Genomic DNA, 23,056 nt, shown 5'->3' with positions numbered 1-23,056 from the left:
TCAGAGAGTCCAGTCTTCGATGCGAAGCCCGGGCACGTCCCGGAAGTCGCGAACATTGTGCGTCACCAGCGTCGCGCCCAGCGCCAGCGCGTGCGCGGCGATCAGCCGATCGAACTTGCCCCGCGCTTTCCGCGCGGCCGGAAAGCGCCGCGCCGCATCCGCGTCGAACGGCAAGACCGCGACGCTTTCGGCAAAAGCGTCCGCCGACGCAAGCGCGCCCTGCGCCAGTTCGGCGAGGGAGACGGCGGAGATCGCCACCCCCTCCTCCCGCGCCGCCCGCAGCGCGACACGGCATTTCGGGTCACGCAGGATGCGGATGCAGATATTCGTATCCAGCAGGTACCGCGTCATTCCTCCGCGTCAGTTCCCAGGCCGCGGCGCGAAGCGCAGCGCCTGGATCGTCGGCGGGTTGGTCGGCGCCATCAGGATCTGACCATCGAGCTTGCCCTTCTCGCAGTTCCAGCGGAAGCCGGTCGAGAGGTTCCCGGTCGGCGCCAGCGGCTCGGCGGTCGCGCACGCGCCGACCAGCCCCTTGATCCGCGCGAATTCCTTCGCCCAATTCTCCGCCGAGCGATCCATGAGGAAGTTCATCGCCAGCTTTCCATCGAGCGGCTTGAGATTGCCGGCCTGATAGGCGGCGCGCGCCGCATCCTGCATCTGGCCGAGCAGCGGGTTGAGCGGCGTTTCGCGCGGGGCAATCGCATTGGTGCGGGCGAGCGCCCAGAGCGACTGCCAGACCGGAACCGACGGTCCCTGATAGGTGCGGTTGGCAAAGCCGAACGCCGCCGTGCCCGTCTCGGGCGCGAGCACGACGAAGCTGCCGTAACCGGGATAACCACCGCCATGCGCCAGCGTCAGGCCCAGATTGCAGTCGGGCGTGACGCGGAATCCCATGCCATAGGCGGTGGCATGGACGCAGTGATCGTCATCCGCCCCGCCGGGGCGCGGCGTGATCCGCACGAAATTGAGGCCCTGCGCCATCTCGCGCACCGTGGCGCGCTTGACCGGGCCGGTCTCGGCCCCGTCGCGCGCGGGCCAGGCCGAAAGCAGGAAAGCGACCCATTTCGCATAATCATTGGCCGTGGTGACGAGCCCACCCATCGCCCCGAAGGCGCCGTCGCGCATCTGCGGCTCCTCGACCCAGCGCTCATTCTCCCAGCGATAGCCGACCGCGAGCTTGCCCCTGGGCACCTCACCCACCTCATAGGTCGAGGCGGTCATGCCCAGCGGGCGCAGGATCGTGTCGCGGATATAGGCCTGATAGGGCTTGCCCGAGACGTTGGTGACGATGCGGCCGAGCAGCGCATAGCCATAGTTGGAATATTCGTGCTGGCTCTGCCCGACGCGGCTCCACGGCACGCCCGCGGCGATCATCGCGCTGAACTCGGCTTCGCTCAGCACCTGCTGGCGATCGCCCCAGGGATCGTCGGTGACCATGCCGCCGACATGCTGGAGCAGGTCTCGGATACGGATGCGCGGGGCATCGCTGGTCGGATATGTCCAGCCGCGCATCTCCGGAACGTGTTTCTCGGCCAGGTCATCGAGCGACAGCTTGCCGTCGTCGCGCAGCTTGAGGATGGCGAGCGCGGTAAACGCCTTGCTCATCGATGCGATGCGGAACCGCGTGTCCATCGTCACCGGCGCGCCGCCGATCGTCTGCACGCCCTGCGTCGATGAAAGCGCGATCTTGCCGTCCTTGACCACGGCATAGACCAGGCCGGGTACGGGCGTGCGCTGCTGGAACTTCGCGAAGGCGTCGCCGACCTCGACGACCGCCGCGGGCGGAAGCTGCGGGGCGGTCTGCGCGGCGGCGGGCAGCGCGACCGATGCGGCGAGGATGGCGAGCGGGCGGATCAGGCGATTCATCATCCGCCGACGCAACCAGAGAAATTCCGATTCTGAAAGCGAAAATCAGCCGTTGCGGCCGCTGCGCAGGGCTTCCGCCCAATCCTCCCGCCCCTCGCGCGCCGCCTTCGCGGCAGCGGCAAGGTGATCATAGGGGATAGCACACAGATCGACCGTGGTACCGCTGACCAAGGCGTAGCGGGCGAGCGGGTCGCCATTCTCGACCGAATAGAAGGCGGGATGGTCGTCGGTATAGGCCTGGAGCCCGACGCTGCCGGGGTTTGCGATGACCCGGCCATCGGCAAGCGTGACGACGCGCGGGACATGGGTATGACCGCAGAGGATGAGTGGCGCCGCGGCATCGTCGAGCCGCTCGACGATCTCGGCGTCGGATGCGTCCCGGAGGCCGATGCCCTCGACGCTGTGGATCAGATGCTCGACATCGCTGCGTGGGGAACCGTGGACGCAGAGGATCGCCGGGATGACGGTGATGCTTTTGGGCTGGGCCGCCAGCCAGGCGAGATGCGCGTCGCTGAGGCATCCCCGCGCGAACCGATCGGAAGCGTTCATCCGCTCGAGCGGATGCGTCAGCAATTGCCGCTCGTGATTGCCCGCGATCGTCGGCCAGCCTTCGCGCATCAGCAGATCGGCAGTCTCGGCCGGCCAGAGCGGGCCGGACAGGCTGTCACCGAGATTGACGAAACCGGTCGCGCCGGCGGCGCGGGCATCGGCGATGACCGCTTCGAGCGCGGGGAGGTTTCCGTGGATATCGGAGAGGATCGCCAGCATCGCGCCGGCTATTCCGCCCAGCCGTCGGCGACGGTCAGCGTGGACTCGTCCCAGCGCGGCACCGCGACGGGCCGCATCGGGACCATGAAGCGCCTGGCGCCCTGCCCTTCCACCGGGGTCCGTTCGATCTCGATCACATCGCCCGCACCGAAATTCTCGACCGAAACGACGGTACCGATCGCTTCCCCGCTCTCGGAGACCGCGGCGAGGCCGAGCAGGTCGGCATGATAATATTCGCCGTCTTCGAGCGGCGGAAGCGCGCTGCGCGGCACGACGAGCTCGGTGCCGCGCATCTTCTCCGCAGCGGTCCGGTCGGCGATCTCGGCAAAGCGCGCGATGGCGCCGTTATTGCCGTGGCGCACCGACTTGAGCGTCAGCGCACCGCCATTGAAGCTGCGGTGCACCGACAGGTCTTGCGCAAAGACCTTGAGGCGGACTTCCCCCGTCACACCGTGCGCGCCGATGATGACGGCAAGCGTGACAGGGGAGTCTTTAGCCAAGGATCAGCCCTCGGCCTTTTCTTCGCCGGCTTCGGCAGCCGGAGCTTCCTCGGCGGTTGCTTCCGCGGCGGGGGCCTCTTCGGCCGCGACGTCTTCAGCCGGAGCTTCGGCGGCGGGCTCTTCAACCGGGGCCGCGGCAGCGGCTTCGGCAGCGGCCTTCGCCTCGGCGGCGGCTTCCTCGGCGGCCTTCAGCTTCTCGGCACGCTCTTCAGCGCGCTCGACGGCCTTCTCGCCCGGCTTGCCCTTGTTCGGGTTGTTCTTGGCTGCACGCTCCTTGACGCCGGTTACGTCGAGGAAACGGGCGACGCGGTCGGTCGGCTGCGCGCCGACGCTCAGCCAATGCTTGGCGCGGTCGGTGTCGAGCTTGATGCGGTCCGCATTGTCCTTGGCGAGAAGCGGGTTGTAGGTGCCGATCTTCTCGATGAACTTGCCGTCACGCGGCGAACGCGCGTCCGCCACGACGATGCGGTAATAAGGGCGCTTCTTCGAACCGCCACGCGACAGACGCATGCTGAGTGCCATGATGTACTTCCTTGCTTTCTAACTCGTCACCCCAGCGAAAGCCGGGGTATTTTGGTGGATATCGTGCCCTTCCCGCTTGAGACCCCAGCTTCCGCTGGGGTGACGGTCGAGGCGGGTGGGTTACTTCTTGTTATTCAAAAGCTTTGCCAGGTCCGGCGGAATCTCGCCGCCGGGCAGGCCGGGGATGCCGCCGCCCGGACCGCCGAGCTTGCCCATCATCTCGCCCATCTGCGGACCGCCCAGCGCATTGCCGAGGCCGCCCATGCCACCCTTGCCGAGCATCCCGAGCATGCCCTTGAGGCCGCCCATCTTCTTGATGCGCTTCATCGCGGTGGACATTTCCTGGTGCATCTTGAGCAGCTTGTTCACGTCCTGAACGGTCGTGCCCGAACCCTTGGCGATGCGGATCTTGCGCTTGGCGTTGATCAACTCGGGCTTGCTGCGCTCCTTGGGCGTCATCGAAGTGATCATCGCGTCCATGCGGAGCAGGATGCGCTCGTCGACATTGCCCGCGGCCATCGCCGCCTGCGCCTTCTTCATGCCCGGGATCATGCCTGCAAGCGCCCCGAGGCCGCCCATGCGGCGCATCTGCGCAAGCTGATTGCGCAGGTCGTTCATGTCGAACTGGCCCTTGGCCAGCCGCGCCGCCATCTTCTCGGCGTCTTCCTGCTCGATCGCCTGAGCGGCCTTCTCGACCAAGGAGACCACGTCGCCCATGCCGAGGATGCGGCCGGCAACGCGCTGCGGGTGGAAAGGCTCGATCGCGTCGAGCTTTTCGCCGACGCCGGCGAACTTGATCGGCTTGCCGGTGACGGCGCGCATCGAGAGGGCAGCACCGCCACGGGCATCGCCGTCCATACGGGTGAGCACGACGCCGGTGAGCGGGACCTGATCGGAGAAGCTCTGCGCGACGTTGACCGCGTCCTGGCCGGTCAGGCTGTCGACGACGAGCAGGATTTCCTGCGGCTTCGAGATGTCGGCGACCGCCTTCATCTCGTCCATCAGCTGCTGGTCGACGTGCAGGCGGCCCGCGGTATCGAGCATCAGCACGTCGAAGCCCTGGAGCTTCGCCGCCTGGAGCGCGCGGCGGGCGATATCGACCGGCTGCTGGCCAGCGACGATCGGCAGCGTCGCACCCTCGATCTGCGTGCCGAGGACCGCAAGCTGTTCCTGCGCGGCCGGGCGATTGACGTCGAGCGACGCCATCATCACCTTCTTGCCCTGCTTCTTCAGCAGCCTGGCGATCTTGGCGGTGGTGGTGGTCTTGCCCGAGCCCTGCAGGCCGACCATCATCACGACGGCGGGCGGGGTGACGTCGAGCGCGAGTTCGGCCGTGTCCGGCCCGAGCATCTCGATCAGCGCGTCGTTGACGATCTTGACGACCTGCTGGCCCGGCGTGACCGAGCGCAGCACCTTCTCGCCGACCGCCTGCTCGGTGACCGTCTCGACGAACTGGCGCGCGACGGGGAGTGCGACGTCGGCCTCGAGCAGCGCGATGCGCACTTCGCGCATCGCGGTCCGCACATCGGCTTCGGTCAGTGCGCCACGGCCCTTGAGACGGTCGAATACGCCGCCAAGCCGCTCGCTCAGACTATCGAACACTCGCTTCTCCTAATATCCCGGGGCCGAAACGCATAAAACGCCGGCGGACGAAACCTCGTCGGCCAGCGTGCCCTTGGGCAACATGCGTCGCGTTCCTGGGAACGGTCGTTGGCGCGCTTAGCCGGAAACGAAGATAGGTGCAACCTCTACCCACTTTAACTCCATCTACACCCTCGACGTGGAAAATCCCGCGATTGACAGGGGTGGGAGATTTGCCGGCATGGCGCTGGATCTCGACAAGCAAGACGAAAACAGGGACGCAGCGCCGGGAACGGACCTGATCACGGGAGCGATCAGCGTTGCCGCGATCCTGATGTTCGTCGGGACCGGCAGCTCGGTGCTGTCGAAGACGCTCAAACATTATTTCGAGGGCGGGGCGCCTGCGGATCGCACGCTGGTGATCGCGCTGCTGCTCAACGTCGCGCTGATCCTGTTCGGCTGGCGGCGCCACACGGCGCTGCGCCACGAGGTACGCATCCGTGCCGCCGCGGAAGAGCGGGCGCATATGCTGGCGAGCCGCGATCCCCTGACCGGCTTCCTCAACCGCCGCAGCCTGAACGAGGAAGGCGCGGCGATGTTCATGCGCGCGCACAACCGCCGCAAGGCGATGGCGCTGATGATCGTCGATCTCGATCACTTCAAGACGATCAACGACATGCACGGCCACGCCGTCGGCGACGCCCTTTTGCGCGCCGTCGCGGGCGAAATCGCCAACGCCATGCCCCCGGTAGCGCTCACCGCGCGGCTGGGTGGCGACGAGTTCGCGTGCGGCTTCCTGTTCGATCCGACGCACCCCGACACGGTCGAGCGGATCGCTGAAAAGCTGGTCGCGCGCCTTTCCCAACCGATCGAGGCGGACGGGTTCCGGCTCCACATCAGCTGCTCGGTCGGCGTCGCGCGATCCGACTTCGACTGCCAGAGCATCGACGCGCTTTTGCGGTCGGCGGATATTGCGATGTATGTCGCGAAGAAGTCGGGGCGGAACCGCTATGCCTGGTTCGACCAGTCGATGGAACGCGAGCTGCAGACGCGCAACGAGCTCGAATCCGGGCTGCGCGCGGCGATCCCGCGCGGCGAGATCGTCCCCTATTTCGAGCAGCAGATCGACCTCGCCACCGGCAAGCTCCACGGCTTCGAAGTCCTTGCGCGCTGGGAGCATCCGACCCGCGGGCTGATCAGCCCCGAACTGTTCATCCCGATCGCCGAGGAAACCGGAATGATCGCGGAGATGTCACTGTCGATCATGCACCAGGCCTTCACCGCCGCGCGCGACTGGGACCCGGCACTCAACCTTTCGGTCAACATCTCGCCCTGGCAGCTGCGCGACGCGTGGCTTTCGCAGAAGATCATCAAGGTGCTGACCGAGACCGGCTTCCCAGCCCATCGGCTGGAGCTGGAGATCACCGAAAGCGCGCTGTTCGAGAATCTGGCGCTCGCCCAGTCGATCGTCGGCAGCCTCAAGAACCAGGGCGCAAGCCTTGCGCTCGACGATTTCGGGACAGGCTATTCCTCGCTCGCGCACCTGCGCGCGCTGCCTTTCGACCGGATCAAGATCGACAAGAGCTTCGTCATCTCCCTGAACGAAAGCGCCGACTCCGCGGCCATCGTCAACGCGATCGTCAGCCTGGGCGAGAGCCTCAACCTGCCGATCACCGCCGAAGGCGTCGAGGACGCCGCGATCGAGGCCCGGCTGAAGGCACTCGGCTGCGCCAAGGCGCAAGGCTGGCATTACGGCAAGCCGCTGTCGATCGCGGGTGCGCGGCGGATGCTCGCGGAGAAAAGGCTGCTGGTCCAGCCTCCGGGAACGCCCCAGCCCGCGGCCTCCGCGAACCAGGTCACCGATAGCGAACGGCGCGCAATCTGATCCCCCTTCTCCCGGCGCCCCGCCTGATCTAGACTTCAGGTCGACGCAGAAGGGGCGACGATGATGGCATTCGATCGACGCATCATACTGGCGGCTCTGGCGGCCGGCGCGGGGGGCACGCTTGCCATCCGCAACCTGATGGCGCAGCCATCCGCGCCCGGCCCATCGGTCTCGCCCGCTTTACCGGCGGCACGGCCCAACCTCTACAATTGCGAAGGTTGCGAAGCGGTAGGCGAACGCCGCGCCACGACGCTTGCCGCAACGGTCGACCTGGCCGGCCCCGACGAGCCGGGCGAGCGGATGATCCTGACCGGGCGGGTGCTGACCGCGGACGGAAGCGCACCCGCGGCCGGCGTCGTCATCTACGCGCATCACACCAACCATGACGGCCTGTACGCGAACGGATCGAACGAGAGCATGTGGAGCCGCCGCCACGGCCGGTTGCGCGGCTGGGCGCGCACCGGCGCGGACGGGCGATATACCTTCAACACGATCAAACCCGCCCCCTACCCCGACCGGACGATGCCGGCACATGTCCACCTGTTCGTCGGCGAACCGGGGCGGCGGCCCTATTATATCGACGACGTCGTCTTCGAGGGTGAGTTCGGGGTGACGGCGGCCTATCGCAAGGCATGCGAACTGCGCGGCGGCGACGGAGTCGTCCGGCTAGGCAGGACCCCGGACGGCATCCTGCTGGCGCAACGCGATATCAGGCTGGAAACGCACCCGGCCTGATCACCATCCGGCATCCGGCCGTTCGAGATACTCGCGCTCGGCAGCCGTGGACTCGCGGCCGAGCGCGGCGTTACGGCTGGGGAAGCGGCCGAACTGCTCGATCACCACCGCATGATCGATCGCGTACTTCACCTGCTCGTCCTTGCCGAGCGCCGCCATCTTCGCGATGCACAGCTTCTGCGCCTCGGGACTCTCGGCATGCATCAGCGGCATGTAGAGAAAGACGGCACGATCGGCCGGCAACCGCGTGTCCCAGCCCTTGCCGATCGCCTCGAGCGTCAGCGACAGGGCGAGCTTGTCGGCGGCATAGGCCTGTGCCGTGCCGCGATGCATGTTGCGACTGAACTGATCGAGCACGATCACTGCCGCAACGAGATTGTCGGGCTGATCGCGCCAGCCCGCCGCGCCACTGGCCATCAGGAAATCATGCAGCCGCGAGAAGCGGGTGCGAATGGTTTCGTCGACCGCATCGTCCTTGGTGAAATGCTGTTCGGGCGTGAGGTCGCCGAACCAGAAGTCGAGCACCTCCCCGACCTCGTCATGGACTTCGCCGTCCGCCAGCCCTAGATCGCCGCTCATGTCGTCCTCCTGTTCCGGACCAGAGGTAATCAGCCTGGGTTGCAGGCTCAACCTCGCTGAAAGCGAAACGATCCGGGCCCTGATAAGTTCTGGGCCTGGGTCCGGGGACGTCGTCGTGGTCAATAGCTGCGCCGTGACCAACGAGGCGGTGCGCCAGACCCGCAAGGCGATCCGCCAGGCACGGCGTGCACGGCCGGACGCCCAACTGGTGGTGACCGGCTGCGCCGCGCAGATCGATCCCAACAGCTTTGGCGACATGCCGGAGGTGGACCGGGTGATCGGCAATGCCGAGAAGCTGATCCCCGCGTCATGGGCATCGGGCGAGGTGGCGCTGGTGCAGGACATCATGGCGGTGCGCCAGACTTCGCCGCACCTTGCGGCGAGCTTTTCCGCGCATGCCCGCGCCTTTGTCGAGGTGCAGAACGGGTGCGATCACCGTTGCACCTTCTGCGCCATCCCCTTTAGCCGCGGAAACAGCCGGTCGGTGCCGGCGGGCGCGGTGGTCGAACGGGTTCAGGCGCTGGTTGCGGCGGGGCATCGCGAGATCGTGCTGACCGGGGTGGACCTGACCAGCTACGGTCCCGACCTGCCCGGCGCACCGACGCTGGGGATGCTGGTCGAGCGGATATTGGCGCACACCGGTGTCGCACGGCTGCGCCTCTCATCGCTCGACGGGGTCGAGATCGACGCGCGGCTGTTCGCGCTGCTGACGCAGGAAAAGCGGGTGATGCCGCATGTCCATCTGTCGCTTCAGGCGGGCGACGACATGGTGCTCAAACGGATGAAGCGCCGGCATTCGCGGGCGCAATCGGTGGATCTGGTGATGCGGTTGAAAGCCGCACGGCCGGAGATCGCGATCGGCGCGGATCTGATCGCGGGCTTCCCGACCGAGGACGAGGCGATGTTCGCCAATACGCTGGCGCTGATCGACGATTGCGACATCGTCCATCCGCATATCTTTCCCTATAGCCCGCGCGACGGCACGCCGGCGGCGCGGATGCCGCAGATCGCCCCGGGTGTCGCCAAAGCGCGGGCGGCGGCGTTGCGCGAGCGGGCAGCGGCGCGGCGGGCGGTGTGGCTGGACACATTGATCGGCACGCGGCAGTCGATTCTGGTGGAACGGCCGGGCGATCGCGGCCATGCGGGCAATTTCGCGGAAGTGCTGCTTCCGCCACAGGAAATCGGGGCAATCGCGAACGTGAAGATCGAGACGGTACGGAACGGCAAGCTGATCGGGGCGATGGCATGAGCGGGCCTTCGTGGCGCGAGCGGCTGCTCGGCGGGTTCAAGAAGACGTCGGACAAGCTGGTCGGCAATCTTGCCGGCCTTGGCGCGGCGCGGCTGGACGACGCGACGCTGGATGAGATCGAGGAAGCGCTGATCGCCAGCGACCTTGGCCCCGGCACCGCGGCGCGCATCCGCAACCGGCTGGCCGACGGGCAGTTCGAGCGCGGCATGGAGGATCTGGGCATCCGCCTGGTCGTCGCCGAGGAGATCGAGAAGGCACTGGTGCCGGTCGCCCAGCCGCTGACCACCGACAAGGCCCGGCCGCAGGTGATCCTGGTGATCGGCGTCAACGGATCGGGCAAGACCACGACGATCGCCAAGCTCGCCGCGATCCTCAAGGATCAGGGGCTGAAGGTGATGCTGGCGGCCGGCGACACGTTCCGCGCGGCGGCGATCGGCCAGCTCAAGACCTGGGCCGAGCGGGTGGGCGTACCGATCATCGCGGGCGCCGAGGGCGGCGACGCGGCGGGCATCGCTTTCGAGGCGCTGAAGCAGGCGACCGACCAGCGCGCCGACGTGCTGATCGTCGACACCGCCGGGCGGCTTCAGAACAAGCGCGAGCTGATGGACGAGCTGGCCAAGATCCGCCGCGTGCTCGGCCGGATCGATCCGGGGGCGCCGCACGACGTGGTGCTGGTGCTCGATGCGACCACCGGCCAGAACGCGCTGAGCCAGATCGAGGTGTTCAAGGAAGTCGCCGGCGTCACCGGCATCGTCATGACCAAGCTCGACGGCACCGCGCGCGGCGGCGTGCTGGTCGCGGCGGCGGAGAAATACGGCCTGCCCATCCATGCGATCGGCGTCGGCGAGAAGGTCGACGACCTGCGCGGGTTCGATCCCAACGAGGTCGCCCGGATCATCGCCGGGGTCGAGGCGTTCAACAGGGGGTGAACCCTTCGCCTCGCACGGTCGAGAGGCCGAGGCGGATGCAATCCTTCAAAATGTGTCTCGACTTCGCTCGACACGAACGGAATTCTAGGAACCGATGACCGAATCCACGCCTCAATCCGCTGCGGGCAAGCCCGCCCCCACCCCCGGCCTTCGCATGCTGATCGATTTCGGTCCGCTCGCGGTGTTCTTTGCCGTCAACAGCCTGATGGGCGGGCCGCAGCTCGCGCGGATGATGGCGGCGACCGCGGCCTTCATGGTCGCGATCTTCATCGCCATCGGCATCTCGTTGTGGAAGACTAAGCACGTCTCACCGATGCTGTGGATCTCCGGCGCGCTGGTGCTGGTGTTCGGCGGACTGACCCTGTGGTTCCATGACGAGACCTTCATCAAGGTGAAGCCGACCATCGTCTATTCGATGTTCGCCGCGGTGCTGGCCTATGGCCTGATTACCAGGAAGCCGCTGCTTCAGATGCTGCTCGAAAGCGCCTATCCCGGGCTGACCGCCAAGGGCTGGCGCCTGCTGACGATCAACTGGACCGTGTTCTTCGTTGCGATGGCAGTGCTGAACGAGGTCGTATGGCGCACGCAGAGCTGGGACTTCTGGGTCGGCTTCAAGCTGTGGGGCGTGGTGCCGCTGACGCTGATCTTCGCGATGGGCAATATCCCGATGTTGCTGCGCCACGGTCTGACGACGGATCGCGAGATCGTCGACAAGGCGCTGCCGCCGGAGCAGTGATCCTCCTCCCTAGGCAAGAAAAAGGGCCGCGGTTCGGTGAACCGCGGCCCTTTTCATTTACACCGTCCGGCAATCAGCCGTTCTGGTCGGCCCGGCTCACGCCCTCACCGTCGAGGTTCGCCGCGACGAAATCCCAGTCGATGATCTTGGTGATCGCTTCCAGATAGCCCGGGCGCGCGTTGCGGTAGTCGATGTAATAGGCGTGCTCCCACACGTCGATCGTCAGCAGCGGCTTGTAATCATAGACGACGGGCGTGTCGGCGTCGTGGAGCGAGGTCACCTTGATCTCGTCGCCGTCGAGCACCAGCCAGCCCCAGCCGTTGGAGAAGTGGTTGGTCGCCTCGGCGATCAGCTTCTTCACCAGCTCTTCCTTCGACCCGAAGGTCTTCTCGATCAGCTCGGCGAGCTTGTCGGTCGGCTCCTTGGGCTCAGGCGTCAGGCCGAACCAGTAGAAGCTGTGGTTCCAGATCTGCGCCGCGTTGTTGAACAGCGCCTTGTCGCCGGTTTCCTTGGCGTGCTTGATCACCTCGGAGAGCTTCTTCCCCTCCAGCCCCTTGTCCGCGACGAAGCCGTTGGTCTTGTCGACATAGGCCTTGTGGTGCTTGCCATAGTGGAAATCGAGCGTCTCGGCCGAGATGGTCGGGGCGAGCGCGTCCTTGGCATAAGGCAGCGTGGGAAGTTCAAAAGCCATGGGAGACCCTCCTTGTTCTGGTGTCGCGCCCGCCTAACGCATCAGCCCGGGCTTCGCCGCACAAATTTTTCTCGTAGCGCAATCGAAATGAGCGATCAGTGCGGCAGCCAGTTCCAAATCGGGTTGGCCGGATCCGACAACAGCTTCACGGTGAGCGCGACCGACATGAGGACCAGCAGCGGGCGCACCCCCTTGCCCCCGTAGCGCATTGCCAGCCGCGCGCCGATCTGGTTGCCGGCGATGTTGGCGGCAGCCATGCCGAGGCCGAGCATCCACAAGACCTTCCCGCCCGCGATCATTGCCAGCAGCCCGGCGACATTGGTGGCGAAATTCAGGAACTTCGCATTGGCGATGGCCCGGACGAGGCCAAGCCCGGCAAGCGCCACCAGCATGGTCGTCAGGAACGATCCGGCGCCGGGCCCGAAGAACCCGTCATAGAAGCCGAGCACCACCGACACCGCGGTGATCCCCGCAGTGCCGAGGCGGGCGTGGCGATCCGCCTCCCCCATCGGCGGGGCGAGCAGGAAATACATCGCCATCAGGATGAGCAGGATCGGCACGAAGGCGGTGAGGAAGCCCGGATCGATATGCTGGACGGTGAAGGCACCCGCCGCAGACCCCAGGAATGCGCCCGCCGCCGGCATCGCGAAGCGCCGCAAGTCGAGATGCCCGCCGCGCCAATAGGCGATGCAGGCCGAGGCAGTTCCGAATGCGCTCTGCAGCTTGTTGGTGGCGATCGCCGCGACGGGGGGCACGCCTGCCGCCATCAGCGCGGGAATGGTCAGCAGCCCGCCTCCCCCCGCCATCGCGTCGATCGTGCCTGCGACGAAGGCGATGGCGAGGAGGAAGGCGATGATCTCGGTGCTGAATTCCATGCCGGGCGCGATAGGCCTACGCGGCCCCGGATGGCAACCTATCCGCCGGCGTTGAGCAGCTCATGCCGTTTGAGGGCATGCCGGAGCTGGTCGTAGCTCAGGCCCAGCGCTTCGGCGGTGGAACGCTGGTTGAAGCGGTTCTCGGCCAGGGCGCGGCTGAGCAGCTCGCGCTCGAACCGGTTGACGCGGCTCTTGAAATCGCCCGCCAGATCGTCGTCCCGACGCGGCAGCGGCCCGGGCTCCTCGGTGACCAGCTGTACCGGCGCGGCGTTGCCGGGGATGCCGTGCGGCATCGGCGCCGGACGATAGGGCGAGGCGAAGGGATCGATCTGGATGGCATCGACGGGCCCGTGCCGGTCCCAGCGATAGACGGCGCGCTCGACCACGTTGCGCAGCTCGCGGACATTGCCGGGCCAGCCATAGTCGGTGAGCGCATCGAGCGCGGTCGGGCCGAACCCCTCCCACGCCATGCCGATCTCCGACGCCATGCGGCGCCCGAAGAAATCGGCAAGGACGAGGATGTCGCCCGCACGCGCACGCAGCGGCGGCAGCGTCACGACCTCAAACGAAAGCCGGTCGAGCAGGTCGGCACGGAACGTTCCCCGCTCCACCCGCTCGGGCAGATGCTCGTTGGTGGCCGCGACGATGCGGACGTCGACCGTGATCGGCTTGGAGGCGCCGATGCGGGTAATCTCGCCATATTCCACCGCGCGCAGCAGCCGGTCCTGCGCGGCCATCGAAAGCGTACCGAGCTCGTCGAGGAACAGCGTCCCGCCATCGGCCTCTTCGAACCGGCCGGCCCGCCCCTTCGTAGCGCCGGTGAAGGAGCCCGCCTCATGCCCGAACAGCTCGGCCTCGATCAGCGTCTCGGGCAGCGCGGCGCAGTTCATCACCACCAGCGGCTGATCCCAGCGCGGCGAGAGGCGGTGTAGACGCTCGGCGACCAGCTCCTTGCCCGTCCCGCGCTCCCCGATCACCAGCACCGGCCGGTCGAGCGCAGCCGCGCGCGAGGCAAGCTCGAGCGCATCGAGAAAGGCGCCGGATTGGCCAATGACCTGGGTCGTACGCTCCATATCCGAACCTTTGGGGTATTTTCCCAACACTTGGCAATAGGACAATTGCAGCGACAGGCCAGAACCGGTTGAGAATGGCGGATTTCAGCCAGTTTTCAAACTTGGCACGCCCCCTGCAATATTCCAGTCATGCCGCATCGGGCGGCGAACGAGATACCAAGGGACGGAACGACAATGTACAAGGGCAACAACAGCTTTCGCAGCACGATGGCGGCGCTGATCTGCACCCTGGTCGTGAGCACCACCTGCCTGGCCAGCGTCGTCGGCCCCGCCGCCACCGCGACGGCAGACGTTTCCACTCAGGCCACGGCCTGAGCGGTCCCGCCGGGCGGGTATCCCCTAGCCCGTCCGGCGGCACGAAGTTTCCAAGGAGCAAGTTGAAGATGGGCATTTTCTCTCGCACCCGCGACATCATCGCAGCCAACATGACCGACCTTCTCGACAAGGCGGAAGATCCGGCGAAGATGATCCGCATGATCATCCTCGAGATGGAGGAGACTCTGGTCGAGGTTCGCGCCAGCGCGGCGCGCACCATCGCCGACCAGAAGGAAATGCGGCGCCATATCGCGAAGCTGGAGAACCTGCAGCTGAGCTGGACCGAGAAGGCCGAGCTGGCGCTGAGCAAGGATCGCGAGGACCTGGCCAAGGCCGCGCTGGTGGAGCGCCAGAAGGCGTTCGACATGTGCGATCAGCTTCAGGCCGAGATTGCGGTGCTGGACGATGCGCTGCGCGCCTCTGAAGAGGATATCGCCAAGCTGCAGACCAAGCTGCGCGACGCCCGTGCCCGCCAGAACGCGATCACCACTCGCCTGGAAAGCGCCAACAATCGCGTCAAGCTGCGCGAGATGACGCACGGTTCGAAGGTGAGCGAGGCATTCAGCCGCTTCGACCTGCTCGAACGCCGGGTCGACTTTGCCGAGGGCCGCGCCGATGCGCTGGCACTGGGCGCGCCCAAGAAGACGCTGGAGGAGGAAATCGCCGAACTCCAGTCGGCCGAGAAGGTCGATGCCGAGCTGGCCGCGCTCAAAGCGCGCCTGAACAAGGAGGGCTGATCCGATGGAAGATGTTTTCCTGCCGATCATCATCGTCGGCATGCTGTTCATCGGCATGCCCTGGGTCATCCTTCACTATGTGACCAAGTGGAAGCAGGCGAAGACGCTGACCGGCGAGGACGAGAACCTGCTCGACGAGCTGCACTATACGGCGCGCCGGCTCGAGGATCGTCTCATGACGATCGAACGGATCATCGCAGCCGACAACCCCGAGTTCCGCCTGCGCGGCAATGACGAGCTGCCGCTCCGCGAACTCCCCGACTATGAACGCGCACGGAGGAACTGAGAGATGTCTGCAAGCCGCACGCAACTCTATCGCGACAAGGTCAACGGCAAATGGCTCGGCGTTTGCGAGGGTCTCGGTGAGTATACCGGCGTCGACCCGCTGTGGATCCGCCTGGGTTTCCTGGCCCTGCTGGTCGCCACCTTCCCGCTGATGTTCTTCGTTTATATCGGCCTGGCGATGGTCACCTCGCAGAAGCCGATCGGCCTCTATCAGAACAATGAGGACGCGAAATTCTGGCAGGGCGTGCGGGCCAATCCGCGCCGCTCGACCCAGGAGGTCCGCTCGAAGCTGCGCGATATCGACCGCCGCATGGCCGACATCGAAATGTTCTACACGAGCCGCAACACGCAGCTCGCCGACGAGATCGAGCGCCTGCGCTGAACCGCGGCGTTAACGGGAGGGAATGAACCATGAGCTGGAGTGGACCGGGCTTCGTCATCGCCATCATCGCGATCTCGACCTTGGGCTGGCTCGTATCGACCTGGATCCGCGCGAAGCACGGCTATCCGATCGAGAATGAGTGGACCGGGATGACCACCAAGGCGGACCCAGCCGCGGATCGCAAGATCGAGCTGCTGACCAGCGAGAATGAGCGGCTGACGGGACAGATCGGCCGGCTGGAGGAGCGGATCGCGGTGCTCGAGCGCATCGCCACCGACCCCGCCGAACGCACCGCCCGCGAGATCGACTCGCTGCGCTGAAGACAAGAGGAAACAGGGAAGATGGAAAAGGTGCAGATGATCGGTGTCCTGGCCCCCACGATCGCGATCGTCGGCGTGGCCGGAATGGTCGCGTGGATGTTCACCACCTGGCTGCGCATCAAGAATGGGTACCCACTCGACGGTGCCTGGGGTCAGGCAGTGTATCCCAAGAAGAATGAGGAGCTGGTCGAGCGCATTAAGCTCATCAGCCAGGAGAACGCCCAGCTTCGCGCCGAGATCGGTTCGATGAAGGACCGTCTGGCGAATGTCGAGCGCATCGTCACCGACGGCAGTGTAGCCTTGGATCGCGAGATCGAAGCGCTGCGGATTACCAAGAACTGAGGAACGACCACAATGGAAAAGGCCCCTTTCGTACTTGGCTTCTTCTTCATCGTGGTGGGGCTGCCAGTGATCCTGGGGATCGGCGCGGACATGTTCCGCCGCTGGCTGAAGCATAAGGAGAAAATGGCCGAGGCGCTCAATGCCCAGACCGCCGAGAAGGCCGCGCAATATGCGGCGCATACCGAGCGGCTGGAGCAGCGGGTGCGGGTGCTGGAGCGGATCGCGACCGACAAGGGTCTCGATCTCTCCGACGAGATCGAGCGGCTGCGCGACGAGCGGCCGGTAAACTGAACCAACCCCCGAGTATTAGGGAGTAGCAACAATGTTGATCGGGTTCTTCGCGGTACTGGGTGTGATCGGCGCAATCGGCGTCACGCTCTCCGAGATGCGCGACCGGCCCGTCCGCCGTGCCGAGAAACTGGCACGCGAACAGGCGAACGCAACGAACTGAAACGACGCCGGACCAACGGCGCAAAGGCCAAGGAGGCTTTGAATGAATCCGTTTGAGATGGTGATCGGGATCGTGCTGATCGTGACCATCGGCAGCATCATCCGGGCGAAGCTGGGTGTACGGAAGGACAAGTGGGGCAATGAGCACCACGTCAGAGACGGCGCCGACACCGCCGAAGCCCGCCGCCTGCAGGAAGAGGTGCGCACGCTCAAGGACCGCATCGCCGTCCTAGAGCGAGTGATCACCGACAATCACAGCGCGACTGATCTCGACCGCGAGATCGAGAAGCTACGCGACGGCCGGAACTGACCGGCTCCACCGAACCAACGCGTCTGATGGAGGGCGTGATGAGTGACCCGAATTTCTACCTTGTCATAGCGTCCGCGGCCCTTGCCGGCCTGGGCATGGTCACAGCGGCGGGCCTCGCCGGCTGGCGCGGCTGGCTGGCGCTCAAGCGGCAGGAGTTGAGCCTGGCGCATGCAGGCGACAGCCACCAGCCGATGCCGAGCAATGCCGGTGCGCGGATCGAGATCGCCGATCTCAAGGAACGCATCCGCAAGCTCGAGGCGATCGCCGCCGGCGTCGACCTCTGACCCGAAACCGGGGGCGGCATCCCTTGCAGCCGCCCCCGGCCCCGCACCGAATCAGCGTGTGATCCGGTGACGTTCAAGGAACCGCAGCGCATCGGCATAGAGCCGGGCCTGCGCCTCCTCCCCTAACTTGCCGTGACCGCCACCGGGCACGATGTGAAGTTCGGATGGGACGCCGGCCCGATCGAGCGCCGCCTTCAACTGCCGTGACGACTGGATCGGCACGACATTGTCCGCATCGCCATGCACGATGAACACCGGCACCTGCCCCTTGCGGACCAGCGTGAGCGGTGACATCCGCTCTGCCAGCGCTGGTGCATCAGGCCCCTCCCCGATCCATTTTGTCACCGATGGACTGCGCCATTTCCCGAGCGATTCGGGACGAAGGTCGGTCGGCCCGTAAAAATCGATGATCGCCGCCGCGCGCGGCACCGGGCCGCAGGCGGGCAGATCGATGTCCGCCCTGCCGCCCAGCATCCCCGCCATCAGCGCCAGGTGGCCGCCCGCGCTGGTGCCCAGCACGACGAGGCGGCGCGGATCGAGCTGGTGGCGATCGGCATTCCGCGCCACCCAGGCCATCGCGCAGCGCGCGTCCTGCACCGCCGCCGGGGCCTGTGCCGTACCTGACAGACGATATTGCACGCTGACGATCGCATAGCCGGCCTCGACAAAGGGACGAAGCCCGGCCCAGCTCTTCGGCCGCTCCCCCCGTGCCCAGCCGCCCCCGTGCAGGACGACCAGCACCGGAGCCCGCCCCTTCCCCGCAGGGCGGTGCAGGTCGAGGTGCAGCGGACCGGTCGGATGGGTGGCGTAGATGACGTCCGTGCTGCTCGTGACTTGCGCCGGCGCCGGGGTTTGCGCAGGACTTGTCGCCGGCATCGCGAGCATCAACGCCAGAGCCGCCAGTCCCGATCGCTTCGCCATATGCCGCATCCCTACCCCCTTTGCCGTACAGCGGCATACAATGCCGGGCTGGCACGGCGGCGCAACCCCGCTATAGCCGCGGCCATGCCGAGCCTGTCCGATATCCGCGACGACTATGAGTTCCTCGACGCCGACGATCGCTATCGTCTGCTGATCGATCTTGGCCGCGCGCTCGAACCGATGCCCGATGCGCTCAAGACCGACGCGACGCTGGTGCGCGGCTGCTCGGCGGCGGTGTGGGTCTATCCGATGGTGCGCGATGCCGGCGGTGATGGAGGCACGCTCCACTTCCTCGCCGACAGCAATGCCGCGATCACCAAAGGGATCATCGCGCTGGTGCTGCTGACCGTTCAGGATCGCAGCCCCGCGGATATTCTGGCGACCAGCATCGAGGACGCGCTGGCGCCGTTCGACTTGCGCAACCAGCTCAGCTCGAACCGGACCCAGGGCATTCCCAACATGATCGCGCTGATCCGCGCGACCGCGGAGCGTTACGCCTAGGGCTCAAGCCCCGCTGCGCGCGCGACTTCGTCCAGATCGGCGCCCTCCGGGACGATCAGCCACTCGCGGCTGGCGGACGCATTGACCATCGTCACCGCGCCGCGCGGACACACGCCCAGACATTTTACATCGACGACGCCGGCCTCCGCCTTGCGGCCCTTCTTTAGACCCAGATGCTTGCGCAGCGCCTTGCCCAGCGACTGTTTGCGCTTCGGCCCGAACCCGCCGCCCAGCTTCTTCGAGCATTTGGCACAGACCAGAACGGCGCTGGTCCAGTTGGAGCGTATGCGCGGCTTCAACCGGCGATCACTCGGGCCGCCACTGGCGGCGCTCCTCGGCGGCGCGGAGCACTTCATACGCCGCCTGGATCGCCTGAAAGCGCTTCGCTGCCTCGGTATCGCCGGGGCGGATATCCGGGTGGTTTTCCTTGGCGAGCCGCCGCCATGCCGCGCGAATTCCCTCGAAATCCGCATCGGGATCGAGCTCGAGCACGTCGAGCGCACGCATCTCGTCGCGCGAACGACTGCCGTCGCCGGGGCCGGCCCAGGCGTTATGACGGCTAGAGGTGAAGCCGTCGGCGGTGCGCCGTTCGTCCGCTTCGCGCTTGGCCGCCTCCTCGGCGGTCAGGCCTTCGAAGTAATTCCAGTTGCGGTTGTATTCGGCAGCATGCGCTTCGCAGAAATACCAGCGTTCGGGGCTGTTGGGCGATTTGGGCGCGGGGCGGTCACCCGGCTCCTCGCATCCCTCGCGATCGCACAGGCGCACGCGCACGGCCTCACGCTCGGACCCGTAGGGCCGCCAGCGGGGGAAGCCCCAGTCCATCGAACGGGTCGAACGCGCCATCGCCCGCCAGATAGGCGCAGACGGCACGGATTGCCAGCGCCCGCGGCGGGTTTCGAAAAGCCGCGCGGAGATGCTTGACGCCCCCGCCCGCCCCCTGTAGAGGCCCCGCTTCCGCTCGCACGGCCCCTTCGTCTAGCGGTCTAGGACGTCGCCCTCTCACGGCGAAAACACGGGTTCGAGTCCCGTAGGGGTCACCAGCGACGCGCTTTATCCCGTTGATTTATTTCGGAATCGTTCCGAGCGTCATGAGGCTGGACGCTATAATCGCTGCTGGGTCTGGATCATATCGCGCGACCTGAATCGGCCTTCGCCGCACCGGTCCTTGGCCAGCCGTCAATTCGGGCGGCGTCCAAACCGCGTTCGTCGCAGAGTCGAGCTGCTCCTTGCCGTCGCTGTAGCGGCGGACGAACATCGCCAGTCGCGGGCGCACCAGCCCGCCGGCGGTCGAGCGCAGGCTCGCCGCCGGCATCGGATTCAGCCGATTCCGCGCAACCCGCCGAGTTGATCGGCGATCCGCTCCGCCTCAAGGCTGGCGACCGGATAGGCGCAGTAATCCGCAGCATAATAGGCGCTCGGCCGGTGGTTGCCGGAGTCGCCCAGACCGCCAAACGGCATCGACGAAGCCGCACCCGTGGTGGGCCGGTTGCGATTGACCACGCCCGCGCGCGCCTGTGCCTGGAAACGCGCCCATAGGGCATCATCGTCGCTGATCAGACCCGCCGCGAGCCCGAAACGGGTTTGGTTCGCAGCGGCAAGCGCTGCATCGAAATCCGCAACGCGGCGGACCTGAAGCACCGGCGCGAAAATCTCCTCGTCCGGAACTTCCAGCCCGGTCACGTCGAGGATCGCCGGCCGCACGAACGCACCCGAGCGCCCCTCGACGCCGCCGAACGGGCGAATTTCCCGCGCGCCGAGCCCGACCAGTGCCGCGACCTGCGCCGCAGCGCGCTCCGCGGCGCCCGTCGAAACGAGCGGCCCCATGAACGGCTCGGGGGTCTCGTCCCATCGTCCGATGCGCAGCCGATCGGACAGCGCCGCGACGGCATCGACGATCGCGTCGCCCGCCGCCCCCTCGGGCACGATCAGGCGCCGCGCGCACGAACAGCGCTGTCCCGTCGTGATGAAGGTGGATGCCACGACGATCGAGGCGACCGCTTCCGGCTCGCCGTCCCACGCCACCAGAGGGTTGTTGCCACCCAGCTCGAGCGCGAGGATCACGGCGGGCCGCTCCGCGAAGCTGCGGCGGAAATGCATTCCCGCTCCCGCCGATCCGGTGAACAGCAGCCCGTCGATATCCTGTGAGACCAGCGCAGCGCCGGTCTCACGTCCGCCCTGGAGCAGGATCGCGACGTCCTCCGGAATCCCTGCGGCATGCAGCGCCTCGACCATCAACTGGCCGACGAGCGGCGTTTCCTCGGACGGCTTGAACACAAGCGTATTTCCGGCGAGCAAGGCCGGCACGATATGGCCGTTGGGCAGATGCCCCGGGAAGTTATACGGCCCGAGCACCGCCATCACGCCGTGCGGGCGATGCGCCAGCACCGCGCGTCCGAACGGCATTGCGCTCTCGCGCGTGCCGGCGCGCGCCGCCATCGCCTCGATCGAGATCGCAACCTTGCCGATCATCGATGCGACCTCGGTCGCCGTTTCCCACAGCGGCTTGCCCGTCTCGCGCGCGATTGCCTCCGCCAGAGCGTCTTTGCGCTCTCCGAGTACTGCCGCGTACCGCGTCAGGATCGCCGCGCGCGCATCTGGCGATTGCGCAGCCCAAGCAGGGAAGGCTGTCCGGGCCCGCTCCACAGCGCGCGCGCAATCCTCAGCGCTCGCGACAGGTCCTTCCCACAGCGTCTCGCCGGTGGCGGGATTGGTCGAAGCGAACAGCGCGCTCATGCCGCCACCTGCACATTGGCCATCGCGTGGCATGCGGTATCAAGCCGATCGAGTATCTGATCGGCTTCGGCGACCGTCAGCGTCAGCGGCGGCAGCAGCCGGACGCAATTGTCGCCGCCGCCCGCAACCAGCAAACGCTGCTCGCGCGCCGCTGCCATGAATGCCCGGTTATTGGGTACCAGCCGCACCCCGACCAGCAGACCCTTGCCGCGGATTTCGGAAATCACCCCGGGGTGCGTCGCTGCCAACCGGTCGAGACCGGCGCGCAGATGCTGCGCGACCTCACGGGCATGCGTCAGCGTCTCGGGCTTGGCGATCTCGTCGAACGCCGCGATCGCCACCGCCATCGCCAGCGGGTTTCCGCCCGCGGTAGTGCCGTGCACGCCCGGCACCATCCCGCTCGCCGCCTCGGCGGTCGCAAGGCACGCGCCGACCGGGAAGCCCGATCCCAGCGCCTTGGCGAGCGCCATGATGTCGGGCGTGGCATCGGGATACCATTGATGCGCAAACAGCTTGCCTGTCCGACCCATCCCCGTCTGCACCTCGTCATAAATCAGCAGCACGCCATGCGCAGTGCAGGCCGCGCGCAGCTTGTCGAGGAACGGTTCGGTCATCGCGCGGGCGCCGCCCTCGCCCTGCACCGGCTCCACCACCACTGCAGCCGTCGCCGAATCGGCGATCGCCAATGCCAGCGCCGGCCAGTTATCGACCGCGAAGTGCACGAAGCCGGGAAGACGATCACCAAAGCCGTCGAGATGCGCCGGATTTCCCGCGGCATTCATCGCGCCATAGGTGCGGCCATGAAACGCACCGCTGAACCCGATCACGGTCTGGCGCTGCGGCTCGCCGCGCGCAGCATGGTAGCGGCGTGCCACCTTGATCGCGCATTCGACCGCCTCGGTCCCGGAGTTGGTGAAGAAGACGGTGTCAGCAAAGGAGGCCGTGGTCAGCCGTTCGGCCAGCGCGTTCTGCCCCGGCATTTCGAACATGTTCGAGATGTGCCACAGCTTCGCCGCCTGAGCCTCCAGCGCGGCAACCAGCACCGGATGGCAATGACCGAGGGCATTGGTGGCGACCCCCGCGACACAGTCGAGATAGGGCTCGCCGCCGTCCACGGGGTAGAGCCAAGCCCCCTCCCCGCGATCGAACGCGATCGGGGCGCGGGCGTAGACGTTCATGAGCGAGCTGGTCATGGGATCCTCGGATGGCTGCGATCTGCCCAATCTAATTCCGATTGATCAATAGGGAATGGGATAGTCGAGCAGTCCTGAGGAGTTTTTGTCGGACCTATATTCGAAATGGTAATAGATGGGACGAACGACGCCCCTACCCCACTCCAAGGCTCAGAAGAGCCTTGTCCCGATCAAGGACGCCCCTTCGACCTTAATACAGGCGCTCGGCGTCGATCCGGATGGTGAGATTGTCAATCGGCTTGATCTGAACGCGCCGGCCGGTACCGCGCGCAGCGCAGCACCGCCAAGGAGCGG

31 protein-coding genes and 1 tRNA gene are annotated in these 23,056 nt (G+C 66.4%); 17 read left to right on the top strand and 15 right to left on the bottom strand.

The features are described 5' to 3' along the window. The 6 genes from BDW16_RS20555 to ffh all read right to left on the bottom strand — a co-directional run bounded on the left by BDW16_RS20555 (position 1) and on the right by ffh (position 5,258). The gene (locus tag BDW16_RS20555) at positions 1-351 is read right to left on the bottom strand and encodes a type II toxin-antitoxin system VapC family toxin (RefSeq protein ID WP_066579228.1); all 351 of its coding nucleotides are present in this window, start codon (positions 349-351) and stop codon (positions 1-3) included. Between the two features lie 9 nt (positions 352-360). Then, positions 361-1,869, bottom strand: a complete 1,509-nt coding sequence (locus BDW16_RS20550) for a serine hydrolase domain-containing protein (protein ID WP_066579219.1) — start codon at positions 1,867-1,869, stop codon at positions 361-363. Positions 1,870-1,911: 42 nt separating this feature from the next. Next, entirely contained in the window at positions 1,912-2,634 is a 723-nt protein-coding gene (locus tag BDW16_RS20545) for a metallophosphoesterase family protein (protein WP_066579216.1), read from the bottom strand. Between the two features lie 8 nt (positions 2,635-2,642). Beyond that, positions 2,643-3,134 carry a ribosome maturation factor RimM gene (gene rimM / locus BDW16_RS20540; protein WP_066579208.1) on the bottom strand — a complete coding sequence of 164 codons (492 nt, stop codon included), beginning with the start codon at positions 3,132-3,134 and terminating at the stop codon, positions 2,643-2,645. 3 nt (positions 3,135-3,137) lie between these two features. After that, a complete protein-coding gene (gene rpsP / locus BDW16_RS20535; protein WP_066579207.1) occupies positions 3,138-3,656 on the bottom strand; it encodes a 30S ribosomal protein S16 in 519 nt (172 codons plus the stop codon). A 120-nt stretch (positions 3,657-3,776) separates the two neighbouring features. Continuing rightward, positions 3,777-5,258 (bottom strand): signal recognition particle protein, encoded by a 1,482-nt coding sequence (gene ffh / locus BDW16_RS20530; RefSeq protein ID WP_066579205.1) that lies wholly within the window; start codon positions 5,256-5,258, stop codon positions 3,777-3,779. 220 nt (positions 5,259-5,478) lie between these two features. Between ffh and BDW16_RS20525 the strand changes: the two genes are divergently transcribed. Together BDW16_RS20525 and BDW16_RS20520 are read left to right on the top strand one after the other, a co-directional pair. Continuing rightward, the gene (locus tag BDW16_RS20525) at positions 5,479-7,122 is read left to right on the top strand and encodes a putative bifunctional diguanylate cyclase/phosphodiesterase (RefSeq protein ID WP_075152219.1); all 1,644 of its coding nucleotides are present in this window, start codon (positions 5,479-5,481) and stop codon (positions 7,120-7,122) included. Positions 7,123-7,185: 63 nt separating this feature from the next. Continuing rightward, positions 7,186-7,857: a dioxygenase family protein gene (locus BDW16_RS20520; protein WP_157926367.1), complete on the top strand. Its 672-nt coding sequence runs from the start codon at positions 7,186-7,188 to the stop codon at positions 7,855-7,857. Here the strand turns inward: BDW16_RS20520 and BDW16_RS20515 are convergent, their stop codons facing one another. Then, positions 7,858-8,436 (bottom strand): DUF924 family protein, encoded by a 579-nt coding sequence (locus BDW16_RS20515; protein WP_066579202.1) that lies wholly within the window; start codon positions 8,434-8,436, stop codon positions 7,858-7,860. It abuts the gene before it with no gap. Here BDW16_RS20515 and mtaB point away from each other — a divergent pair. From mtaB to BDW16_RS20500, 3 genes are all read left to right on the top strand, one after another. After that, positions 8,435-9,685 carry a tRNA (N(6)-L-threonylcarbamoyladenosine(37)-C(2))-methylthiotransferase MtaB gene (gene mtaB, locus BDW16_RS20510; protein WP_066579200.1) on the top strand — a complete coding sequence of 417 codons (1,251 nt, stop codon included), beginning with the start codon at positions 8,435-8,437 and terminating at the stop codon, positions 9,683-9,685. The two genes, BDW16_RS20515 and mtaB, sit on opposite strands and share 2 nt — an antisense overlap. Continuing rightward, positions 9,682-10,614 carry a signal recognition particle-docking protein FtsY gene (gene ftsY, locus BDW16_RS20505; protein WP_066579199.1) on the top strand — a complete coding sequence of 311 codons (933 nt, stop codon included), beginning with the start codon at positions 9,682-9,684 and terminating at the stop codon, positions 10,612-10,614. The genes mtaB and ftsY overlap by 4 nt, the downstream gene beginning before the upstream one ends. A gap of 94 nt (positions 10,615-10,708) precedes the next feature. After that, positions 10,709-11,350, top strand: a complete 642-nt coding sequence (locus BDW16_RS20500; RefSeq protein WP_066579197.1) for a septation protein A — start codon at positions 10,709-10,711, stop codon at positions 11,348-11,350. Between the two features lie 73 nt (positions 11,351-11,423). Here the strand turns inward: BDW16_RS20500 and BDW16_RS20495 are convergent, their stop codons facing one another. The 3 genes from BDW16_RS20495 to pspF form a co-directional block, all read right to left on the bottom strand. After that, positions 11,424-12,041 (bottom strand): superoxide dismutase, encoded by a 618-nt coding sequence (locus BDW16_RS20495; RefSeq protein WP_066579192.1) that lies wholly within the window; start codon positions 12,039-12,041, stop codon positions 11,424-11,426. Between the two features lie 95 nt (positions 12,042-12,136). Further along, complete coding sequence (locus BDW16_RS20490; RefSeq protein ID WP_066579189.1) at positions 12,137-12,916, bottom strand: TSUP family transporter; 780 nt, start codon at positions 12,914-12,916, stop codon at positions 12,137-12,139. Between the two features lie 38 nt (positions 12,917-12,954). Then, positions 12,955-13,989, bottom strand: a complete 1,035-nt coding sequence (gene pspF, locus BDW16_RS20485) for a phage shock protein operon transcriptional activator (protein WP_066579184.1) — start codon at positions 13,987-13,989, stop codon at positions 12,955-12,957. 129 nt (positions 13,990-14,118) lie between these two features. Here pspF and BDW16_RS21200 point away from each other — a divergent pair, with 129 nt between their 5' ends. The 10 genes from BDW16_RS21200 (at position 14,119) to BDW16_RS20445 (ending at position 17,414) form a co-directional block, all read left to right on the top strand. Continuing rightward, positions 14,119-14,304, top strand: coding sequence for a hypothetical protein (locus BDW16_RS21200; protein WP_125958684.1), 186 nt, complete (start codon positions 14,119-14,121; stop codon positions 14,302-14,304). Between the two features lie 68 nt (positions 14,305-14,372). Then, a complete protein-coding gene (gene pspA / locus BDW16_RS20480; protein ID WP_066579182.1) occupies positions 14,373-15,041 on the top strand; it encodes a phage shock protein PspA in 669 nt (222 codons plus the stop codon). A gap of 4 nt (positions 15,042-15,045) precedes the next feature. Further along, positions 15,046-15,327, top strand: coding sequence for an envelope stress response membrane protein PspB (gene pspB, locus BDW16_RS20475; RefSeq protein WP_066579180.1), 282 nt, complete (start codon positions 15,046-15,048; stop codon positions 15,325-15,327). Positions 15,328-15,330: 3 nt separating this feature from the next. Beyond that, a complete protein-coding gene (gene pspC / locus BDW16_RS20470) occupies positions 15,331-15,708 on the top strand; it encodes an envelope stress response membrane protein PspC (protein ID WP_066579179.1) in 378 nt (125 codons plus the stop codon). A gap of 29 nt (positions 15,709-15,737) precedes the next feature. Then, positions 15,738-16,028: a hypothetical protein gene (locus BDW16_RS20465; protein ID WP_066579178.1), complete on the top strand. Its 291-nt coding sequence runs from the start codon at positions 15,738-15,740 to the stop codon at positions 16,026-16,028. A 36-nt stretch (positions 16,029-16,064) separates the two neighbouring features. Beyond that, on the top strand, positions 16,065-16,370 hold the full coding sequence (locus BDW16_RS20460) for a hypothetical protein (RefSeq protein WP_083629890.1): 306 nt from the start codon (positions 16,065-16,067) through the stop codon (positions 16,368-16,370). A gap of 12 nt (positions 16,371-16,382) precedes the next feature. After that, positions 16,383-16,661: a hypothetical protein gene (locus BDW16_RS20455; protein WP_066579173.1), complete on the top strand. Its 279-nt coding sequence runs from the start codon at positions 16,383-16,385 to the stop codon at positions 16,659-16,661. Positions 16,662-16,692: 31 nt separating this feature from the next. After that, the gene (locus BDW16_RS21835) at positions 16,693-16,821 is read left to right on the top strand and encodes a hypothetical protein (protein ID WP_255265772.1); all 129 of its coding nucleotides are present in this window, start codon (positions 16,693-16,695) and stop codon (positions 16,819-16,821) included. A gap of 42 nt (positions 16,822-16,863) precedes the next feature. Further along, the gene (locus tag BDW16_RS20450) at positions 16,864-17,130 is read left to right on the top strand and encodes a hypothetical protein (RefSeq protein ID WP_066579171.1); all 267 of its coding nucleotides are present in this window, start codon (positions 16,864-16,866) and stop codon (positions 17,128-17,130) included. A gap of 38 nt (positions 17,131-17,168) precedes the next feature. After that, positions 17,169-17,414, top strand: a complete 246-nt coding sequence (locus BDW16_RS20445) for a hypothetical protein (protein WP_066579434.1) — start codon at positions 17,169-17,171, stop codon at positions 17,412-17,414. 51 nt (positions 17,415-17,465) lie between these two features. Here the strand turns inward: BDW16_RS20445 and BDW16_RS20440 are convergent, their stop codons facing one another. After that, positions 17,466-18,335: an alpha/beta fold hydrolase gene (locus tag BDW16_RS20440; protein ID WP_157926366.1), complete on the bottom strand. Its 870-nt coding sequence runs from the start codon at positions 18,333-18,335 to the stop codon at positions 17,466-17,468. 84 nt (positions 18,336-18,419) lie between these two features. Here BDW16_RS20440 and BDW16_RS20435 point away from each other — a divergent pair, with 84 nt between their 5' ends. Then, on the top strand, positions 18,420-18,836 hold the full coding sequence (locus BDW16_RS20435; RefSeq protein WP_066579166.1) for a SufE family protein: 417 nt from the start codon (positions 18,420-18,422) through the stop codon (positions 18,834-18,836). On the opposite strand, the gene BDW16_RS20430 is transcribed toward BDW16_RS20435, so the two are convergent. Together BDW16_RS20430 and BDW16_RS20425 are read right to left on the bottom strand one after the other, a co-directional pair. Further along, positions 18,833-19,135, bottom strand: a complete 303-nt coding sequence (locus BDW16_RS20430) for a (2Fe-2S) ferredoxin domain-containing protein (RefSeq protein WP_241230515.1) — start codon at positions 19,133-19,135, stop codon at positions 18,833-18,835. The two genes, BDW16_RS20435 and BDW16_RS20430, sit on opposite strands and share 4 nt — an antisense overlap. 7 nt (positions 19,136-19,142) lie before the next feature. Next, positions 19,143-19,679, bottom strand: coding sequence for a J domain-containing protein (locus BDW16_RS20425; RefSeq protein WP_066579163.1), 537 nt, complete (start codon positions 19,677-19,679; stop codon positions 19,143-19,145). 121 nt (positions 19,680-19,800) lie between these two features. On the opposite strand from BDW16_RS20425, the gene BDW16_RS20420 reads away from it, so the two are divergent. Further along, positions 19,801-19,876 (top strand) — tRNA-Glu (locus BDW16_RS20420). Positions 19,877-20,153: 277 nt separating this feature from the next. Here the strand turns inward: BDW16_RS20420 and astD are convergent. Together astD and BDW16_RS20405 are read right to left on the bottom strand one after the other, a co-directional pair. Beyond that, positions 20,154-21,569 (bottom strand): succinylglutamate-semialdehyde dehydrogenase, encoded by a 1,416-nt coding sequence (gene astD / locus BDW16_RS20410; protein ID WP_066579154.1) that lies wholly within the window; start codon positions 21,567-21,569, stop codon positions 20,154-20,156. Further along, positions 21,566-22,762: an aspartate aminotransferase family protein gene (locus BDW16_RS20405; protein WP_066579150.1), complete on the bottom strand. Its 1,197-nt coding sequence runs from the start codon at positions 22,760-22,762 to the stop codon at positions 21,566-21,568. Before BDW16_RS20405 ends, astD begins: the two co-directional genes overlap by 4 nt. Between the last annotated feature and the right edge of the window lie 294 nt (positions 22,763-23,056).

It is taken from the genome of Sphingomonas koreensis (assembly GCF_002797435.1).
GTDB classification, from domain to species: Bacteria; Pseudomonadota; Alphaproteobacteria; order Sphingomonadales; family Sphingomonadaceae; genus Sphingomonas; species Sphingomonas koreensis.
This window is presented reverse-complemented; position numbering and strand designations above follow the sequence as displayed.

What these genes read in the sequence shown, in the direction of transcription:
- BDW16_RS20555 (WP_066579228.1), bottom strand. Translation starts at nt 351, where the DNA reads ATGACGCGGTACCTGCTGGATACGAATATCTGCATCCGCATCCTGCGT.
- BDW16_RS20550 (WP_066579219.1), bottom strand. Translation starts at nt 1,869, where the DNA reads ATGATGAATCGCCTGATCCGCCCGCTCGCCATCCTCGCCGCATCGGTC.
- BDW16_RS20545 (WP_066579216.1), bottom strand. Translation starts at nt 2,634, where the DNA reads ATGCTGGCGATCCTCTCCGATATCCACGGAAACCTCCCCGCGCTCGAA.
- rpsP (WP_066579207.1), bottom strand. Translation starts at nt 3,656, where the DNA reads ATGGCACTCAGCATGCGTCTGTCGCGTGGCGGTTCGAAGAAGCGCCCT.
- BDW16_RS20525 (WP_075152219.1), top strand. Translation starts at nt 5,479, where the DNA reads ATGGCGCTGGATCTCGACAAGCAAGACGAAAACAGGGACGCAGCGCCG.
- BDW16_RS20520 (WP_157926367.1), top strand. Translation starts at nt 7,186, where the DNA reads ATGGCATTCGATCGACGCATCATACTGGCGGCTCTGGCGGCCGGCGCG.
- mtaB (WP_066579200.1), top strand. Translation starts at nt 8,435, where the DNA reads ATGTCGTCCTCCTGTTCCGGACCAGAGGTAATCAGCCTGGGTTGCAGG.
- BDW16_RS20515 (WP_066579202.1), bottom strand. Translation starts at nt 8,436, where the DNA reads ATGAGCGGCGATCTAGGGCTGGCGGACGGCGAAGTCCATGACGAGGTC.
- ftsY (WP_066579199.1), top strand. Translation starts at nt 9,682, where the DNA reads ATGAGCGGGCCTTCGTGGCGCGAGCGGCTGCTCGGCGGGTTCAAGAAG.
- BDW16_RS20500 (WP_066579197.1), top strand. Translation starts at nt 10,709, where the DNA reads ATGACCGAATCCACGCCTCAATCCGCTGCGGGCAAGCCCGCCCCCACC.
- BDW16_RS20495 (WP_066579192.1), bottom strand. Translation starts at nt 12,041, where the DNA reads ATGGCTTTTGAACTTCCCACGCTGCCTTATGCCAAGGACGCGCTCGCC.
- BDW16_RS20490 (WP_066579189.1), bottom strand. Translation starts at nt 12,916, where the DNA reads ATGGAATTCAGCACCGAGATCATCGCCTTCCTCCTCGCCATCGCCTTC.
- pspF (WP_066579184.1), bottom strand. Translation starts at nt 13,989, where the DNA reads ATGGAGCGTACGACCCAGGTCATTGGCCAATCCGGCGCCTTTCTCGAT.
- BDW16_RS21200 (WP_125958684.1), top strand. Translation starts at nt 14,119, where the DNA reads ATGCCGCATCGGGCGGCGAACGAGATACCAAGGGACGGAACGACAATG.
- pspA (WP_066579182.1), top strand. Translation starts at nt 14,373, where the DNA reads ATGGGCATTTTCTCTCGCACCCGCGACATCATCGCAGCCAACATGACC.
- pspB (WP_066579180.1), top strand. Translation starts at nt 15,046, where the DNA reads ATGGAAGATGTTTTCCTGCCGATCATCATCGTCGGCATGCTGTTCATC.
- pspC (WP_066579179.1), top strand. Translation starts at nt 15,331, where the DNA reads ATGTCTGCAAGCCGCACGCAACTCTATCGCGACAAGGTCAACGGCAAA.
- BDW16_RS20465 (WP_066579178.1), top strand. Translation starts at nt 15,738, where the DNA reads ATGAGCTGGAGTGGACCGGGCTTCGTCATCGCCATCATCGCGATCTCG.
- BDW16_RS20460 (WP_083629890.1), top strand. Translation starts at nt 16,065, where the DNA reads ATGATCGGTGTCCTGGCCCCCACGATCGCGATCGTCGGCGTGGCCGGA.
- BDW16_RS20455 (WP_066579173.1), top strand. Translation starts at nt 16,383, where the DNA reads ATGGAAAAGGCCCCTTTCGTACTTGGCTTCTTCTTCATCGTGGTGGGG.
- BDW16_RS21835 (WP_255265772.1), top strand. Translation starts at nt 16,693, where the DNA reads ATGTTGATCGGGTTCTTCGCGGTACTGGGTGTGATCGGCGCAATCGGC.
- BDW16_RS20450 (WP_066579171.1), top strand. Translation starts at nt 16,864, where the DNA reads ATGAATCCGTTTGAGATGGTGATCGGGATCGTGCTGATCGTGACCATC.
- BDW16_RS20445 (WP_066579434.1), top strand. Translation starts at nt 17,169, where the DNA reads ATGAGTGACCCGAATTTCTACCTTGTCATAGCGTCCGCGGCCCTTGCC.
- BDW16_RS20440 (WP_157926366.1), bottom strand. Translation starts at nt 18,335, where the DNA reads ATGGCGAAGCGATCGGGACTGGCGGCTCTGGCGTTGATGCTCGCGATG.
- BDW16_RS20435 (WP_066579166.1), top strand. Translation starts at nt 18,420, where the DNA reads ATGCCGAGCCTGTCCGATATCCGCGACGACTATGAGTTCCTCGACGCC.
- BDW16_RS20425 (WP_066579163.1), bottom strand. Translation starts at nt 19,679, where the DNA reads ATGGCGCGTTCGACCCGTTCGATGGACTGGGGCTTCCCCCGCTGGCGG.
- astD (WP_066579154.1), bottom strand. Translation starts at nt 21,569, where the DNA reads ATGAGCGCGCTGTTCGCTTCGACCAATCCCGCCACCGGCGAGACGCTG.
- BDW16_RS20405 (WP_066579150.1), bottom strand. Translation starts at nt 22,762, where the DNA reads ATGACCAGCTCGCTCATGAACGTCTACGCCCGCGCCCCGATCGCGTTC.